The following is a 4,688-nucleotide window of genomic DNA, read 5'->3' as shown; positions in this document are numbered from 1 at the left end:
GTGACGGGCTGTCAGCCCGGTACGCTCGAAACTACGCCTCTGACCAGCGGAAACATTGAAGTCCCACTGCAGTACTAAGAACTCCTAACGAAATGAGTGGGCGCAGATCCGGGTCGCTGGTCAGCTGACCGGACGTGCGTCAAGATCGCTTCATGCCGATGGGACGCGACTTGGAGACGGCAGCGCAGCTGAATCTGGCTCTGTTCTCTGACGACGAGGGCAACAGCGTTCGCATCACGGTGCTCGGCGCTCTGCAGGGTGTGGCTGGAGGGCTCGCCGCGGAGGTCGTCGTTGACACGCCATTCGTCGCCGGACGCGTGAATCTCTCGCTGTGGCGGTCACGGCTGACTTCGTGGGGCGATGCCCTGGATCGTCTTGAGGCCGGCGAGGACATCGCCTGGTTGCACGTCCAGCGTGGACCGTCCATCTTCATCCATCTCAGCAGCGAGCGTGACTGTCCTGAGGTGGTGGTTGAAGACGATCTCGCCTCCATGGTGACCGTTCGGGTGCCGATTGACCTACCGGCCGACTGGATTGCGACCCACCGGCGCCTACTCGGCGCCGTACTCCGTGCTTGGGATGACCACTTGTCACCGGAGTGAGCAGAGCTTCCGCCAGCAGATGAGGGAGCATCCAAGGCTGAGGAAGGCCTCGTGAATGTCGTCGCGGATCTCCCAACGGATCCGCAGGCGGCGGAACCAGTGCAGGTGAGCGAAGGTGCGCTCGACAACCCAGCGTTGAGTTCCAAGTCCGGAACCGTGTTCGGTGCCACGCCGCGCGATCCGTGGCTTCACGCCGAGCCCGCGGACGAGGTGGCGGTACTTATCGTGGTCGTAGCCGCGGTCACCGAGCGCAACGTCGGGACGACGCCGAGGCCGGCCGCGCTTGCCCCGCACGGGAGGCACTGTCTGAAGCAGTGGGATGAGCTGGGTGACGTCGTTGCGGTTGCCGCAGGTCAGAGTGACGGCGAGCGGGATGCCGGTGGCATCGGTAATCAAGTGGTGCTTGCTGCCCGTCCTGCCCCGGTCGACAGGGCTTCGTCCTGTCTTGGCGCCCCTTTTAACGCCCGGATATGAGAGCCGTCGACCGCCGCCCGGGAGAAGTCCAGGGCGTCCGAGCTACGGAGCTTGGCCAAGAGCGTTTCGTGGAGCCGAGGCCACACACCAGCCTCGGTCCACTCGGCCAGGCGTCGCCAGCACGTCATGCCTGAACCGAAGCCCAGCTCCTGCGGCAGGTGTTCCCACGCAATCCCGGTATGCAGCACGAACAGAATGCCCTGGAACACCAACCGGTCCGGATGCCGCTTCCGCCCGGGATGGTGAGTGCGACGCTCGACTTTCGGCAGCAGCGGTTCGATCACCGCCCAGAGTTCGTCCTCGACATGCCACGGCTTCGGCCGAGCCACCTCACACCCCCGGATCAACGCACCCGGAGCGATCCAACCACCTCGAAGATCATTTCGTTAGGAGTTCTTACAGTCTTACACCCTCCTCCGAGAGCCAACCCGGTGACGTGCGGCCGGCACCCCGAGAGCACCTTGACCACCCCCGTCAGGCTCACCACCTGACGCTCACCACCACGACCCCCGAGGAGGCCAACCATGAATGACGAGTACATAGGCGGGGTCCCGCTGCTGTGGGGCTTCACCACGTTCAACCCGATGGAGGTGGCCGTGCACTGCCGGTGGTGCCTCGCCTGGCACCATCACGGACTCACGGCCCTGCACAACGCCATCGACTACTACCAGGCCCACTGCTACGCCCGGCCGGAGTGGTACGACCGGGGGTACTGGATCCGGCCGACGGAAACGTCGATGGACAGGGTCTACAAGCAGTCGAGGCTGGCGCGGCCGTACGAGGTCCGGCTTCTCCTGGCCGGGAAGACCAGCCCGACGATCCAGCGCAAGCAGGCCGCCCGGAGCCCCCGTCCGCTCCCGCCCGTCGTGGACTGGGCGGAGTACCGACGGGAGAAGCTTCCGCCCTCCGCCCCTCCCCAGTGGCCCACGTCGTACCCCACGTTCCCGGACGACGAGGACGACTAGGCCGCTAGGAGTCAGCTCGCCCCCTGGGGCAGAGGGTCGCCACCGCCATTTTCGTCAGGCTCCGGCATAGAGGCAATGGCAGTGGCGAGCATTCGCAACGCTTCCTCGGGGCGGGTCTGAATCTCGGGAAACCTCGTCAAGGCATGCATTTCGAGCTGCGTCAGATTGCGGACCACCACGACCTGACGCCCTTCGACCACATACTTGATCACGAAAACCGAACCCACCTGGATGCAGGCTCGTTCGGTCCCTTCGAGGGCAGTGAGCAAGTGTGAGACGGCTTGGGTCTCTTTAAGGTTCACTTCGGCTTGGCGAAGTTCGAGCTGGGCCAGTTCGAACCCGCGCTCCACCTTCATGAGTCGGCTCTTCACTTCGTCCATACCCGTCTGGGCAACCGCTCGGGACCTTCTGAAGATTGAGCCTCGTCGTACCTCGGGCTCGCCGACCTCTTTGTAACCCAAGGCTCGAACGAGTTCCTGCACACTCTCCAATACTGCTGAGATCTTGCTCTCGCTATTAGAGCCGATGTATACCGATACCGGAATGACCTCGCTGGCGGTTCCGGTTTCATCCCCACCGGATTGAGGCAGTTGCAGACCGGTTCCCTCTGTGTCGGCGAATGCGAGGAATCCGCCACGTTCAAGCGGCACCACACGCTCAGCCCTGTACGGGTAGACCGCGTGTTGGACCTCCGCGGGTGCAAACAATTGGCTGGCGTATCGCCTGAGTAGCTGCGTAACGTAATTGTTGAGAAGGTCATCGATGTCATGAAGTGACGCTCGAAGATCCTCCGCAGCCGCTGGAGTGAGTTTGACCTGTTTCTGCGACAGGACTTCATCGATCAGGGTAGCTGAATTGGTGAGGCGGCGGATCAGGTCATGTAGAGATTCCATGGCCGGAGGATACCGACGCGCTTGCTTGATCACACCTACTTGGACAGAGATGCTGTTCATCCTTCGGCCGCGATTGGCGACGCCAAGCTCAGCGGGCCAACTCTCCTTCAGGCCCGAGCCCCTGAGTGATCCTGCGGCATGAAACGCGGGTTCGAGTGTGTCTGTTGGTGAGCCTGGGCCAACGATTGCAGCGATATAGCGCGTAATGATTTTCTTGTCTCGGTCGCAACATAAGAGATTGCGCCGATTCAGGAGGTCATTAAGTGAGCACATCGACGCAGCTAATCCAGGCTGAAGGTGGACGAGGTCCGTCGAAGTCGAAGTTCACCTTCGATGGGACATGGCTGACGATCGAGCACGGGGTAATGAGCCGGATGCCGGGACAGCGACGAGTAACAACGGCTAACACAATGAGGTGGATCGGCGTTGGTTGCCGTGTCCGGGGGCGGGAGTTGAGCGTTCGGCTCGGCGTGGGGACATCGCCGTGGATCGTGCCGGATGGGCTGTGGGACCGCCTGGAGCCGCTGCTGCCGCAGCGTGAGCGCCGCTTCCGGTATCCCGGCCGCAAGGCGTTACCGGACCGGGAGGTGCTGTGCGGGATCCTGTACGTGCTGCACACCGGGATCCAGTGGGAGTACCTCCCGAAGGAGCTGGGCTTCGGCTCGGGCATGACCTGCTGGCGCCGCTTGCGGGACTAGAACGAGGCCGGCGTGTGGCAACGGCTCCACGAGGTCCTGCTGGCCGAACTGAACGCAGCCTCGCGGCTGGACTGGTCCCGCTGTGTGGTCGACCCTTCCCATGTCAGAGCGCTAAAAGGGGGCAGCACACGGGCCCCTCGCCAGTCGACCGGGGCCGGGCCGGCTCAAAACACCACCTCATCACCGACGGACACGGCACCCCGCTCGCTGTCCTGCTGACCGGCGGCAACCGCAATGACGTCACCCAGCTCCTGCCCTTGCTCGATGCGATCCCGCCGGTCCGCGGCCGCGTAGGACGACCGCGCCGCAGGCCCGACTCGCTGTTCGCCGACCGTGGCTACGACCACGACATCTACCGAGACCAGGTCCGCGCTCGCGGCATCGTGCCGGCCATCGCCCGCCGCGGAACACGGCACGGCACCGGACTGGGCACCTACCGCTGGGTGATCGAGAGAAGCTTCGCGTGGCTGCACAGCTTCCGACGTCTGCGGATCCGCTGGTAACGCAGAGCCGACATCCACGAAGCGTTCCTCAAACTCGCCTGCTGCCTGATCGCACACCGACAACTCAGCTCATCGTGTTAACCGTTGTAAAAGCGGCCACGAAGCAGCTGAACGAGGAGCTTGGCCAGCTGCGCACCATGAGGGACGAGGCCGCCGCCTGGGCCCAGGAGACCGAGGCTGCCGAGCAGCGCGCCAGTCACCTCGTCGCCCTGGCCACCCGAGCCCGTGAGCGGCTGGCCGACATGACCTCGGCCGAACAAGCGGAGGTGCTGGCGCTGCTGGACGTGAAGGTCACCATCACAGGCGAGGTCCCGAAGACCAGGTTGGGGCTGGTCTGCTCGATGGCCGAGTGGTTCAAGCAGAACGGGCGGCTGGTTCCGGACGAGCTGAGCGACGAGGCGTGGGCGCTGGCCGAGCCGATCTTCAAGGCGTGGGAGCCCCCCAACCACAGGTGCCGGCCAGGGCGCACCATGCTTGACGCGATGTTCTACAAGGCCCGCACCGGTTGCCTCTGGGAACAGCTCCCCGAGCGGTTCGGTCCCTGGAAGGGCAT

General features: G+C 64.1%; 5 protein-coding genes and 1 pseudogene. 4 read left to right on the top strand and 2 right to left on the bottom strand.

Translation table 11 applies throughout. The annotated features are described in order from the left end of the window. Positions 1-152 precede the first annotated feature (152 nt). The gene (locus KVT45_RS54550; RefSeq protein WP_217562491.1) at positions 153-602 is read left to right on the top strand and encodes a DUF5959 family protein; all 450 of its coding nucleotides are present in this window, start codon (positions 153-155) and stop codon (positions 600-602) included. On the opposite strand, the gene KVT45_RS54545 is transcribed toward KVT45_RS54550, so the two are convergent. Then, positions 591-1,405, bottom strand: a protein-coding gene (locus KVT45_RS54545) for an IS5 family transposase (RefSeq protein WP_308311174.1) whose coding sequence is annotated in 2 segments (ribosomal slippage) — positions 591-1,070 and positions 1,073-1,405 — 813 coding nt in all. Because the reading frame shifts where the segments join, the coding sequence is not laid out codon by codon here. The genes KVT45_RS54550 and KVT45_RS54545 overlap by 12 nt on opposite strands. Positions 1,406-1,600: 195 nt before the next feature. On the opposite strand from KVT45_RS54545, the gene KVT45_RS54540 reads away from it, so the two are divergent. After that, complete coding sequence (locus KVT45_RS54540) at positions 1,601-2,041, top strand: hypothetical protein (RefSeq protein WP_217562487.1); 441 nt, start codon at positions 1,601-1,603, stop codon at positions 2,039-2,041. Between the two features lie 11 nt (positions 2,042-2,052). On the opposite strand, the gene KVT45_RS54535 is transcribed toward KVT45_RS54540, so the two are convergent. Further along, positions 2,053-2,934, bottom strand: a complete 882-nt coding sequence (locus tag KVT45_RS54535; protein ID WP_217562485.1) for a hypothetical protein — start codon at positions 2,932-2,934, stop codon at positions 2,053-2,055. A gap of 430 nt (positions 2,935-3,364) precedes the next feature. On the opposite strand from KVT45_RS54535, the pseudogene KVT45_RS54530 reads away from it, so the two are divergent. Together KVT45_RS54530 and KVT45_RS58325 are read left to right on the top strand one after the other, a co-directional pair. Next, positions 3,365-4,216 (top strand): annotated as a pseudogene (locus KVT45_RS54530) (IS5 family transposase). Beyond that, positions 4,210-4,688: transposase (locus KVT45_RS58325; protein ID WP_308311173.1), on the top strand; the 479-nt coding region annotated here is incomplete at its 3' end. The pseudogene KVT45_RS54530 and the gene KVT45_RS58325, both read left to right, overlap by 7 nt.

This window comes from Streptomyces sp. GbtcB6, from assembly GCF_019091475.1.
Lineage (GTDB): Bacteria > Actinomycetota > Actinomycetes > Streptomycetales > Streptomycetaceae > Streptomyces > Streptomyces hyaluromycini.
The sequence above is the reverse complement of the archived record's forward strand: the minus strand, read 5'-3'. Positions and strand labels throughout refer to the sequence as shown.

What these genes read in the sequence shown, in the direction of transcription:
- KVT45_RS54550 (WP_217562491.1), top strand. Translation starts at nt 153, where the DNA reads ATGCCGATGGGACGCGACTTGGAGACGGCAGCGCAGCTGAATCTGGCT.
- KVT45_RS54540 (WP_217562487.1), top strand. Translation starts at nt 1,601, where the DNA reads ATGAATGACGAGTACATAGGCGGGGTCCCGCTGCTGTGGGGCTTCACC.
- KVT45_RS54535 (WP_217562485.1), bottom strand. Translation starts at nt 2,934, where the DNA reads ATGGAATCTCTACATGACCTGATCCGCCGCCTCACCAATTCAGCTACC.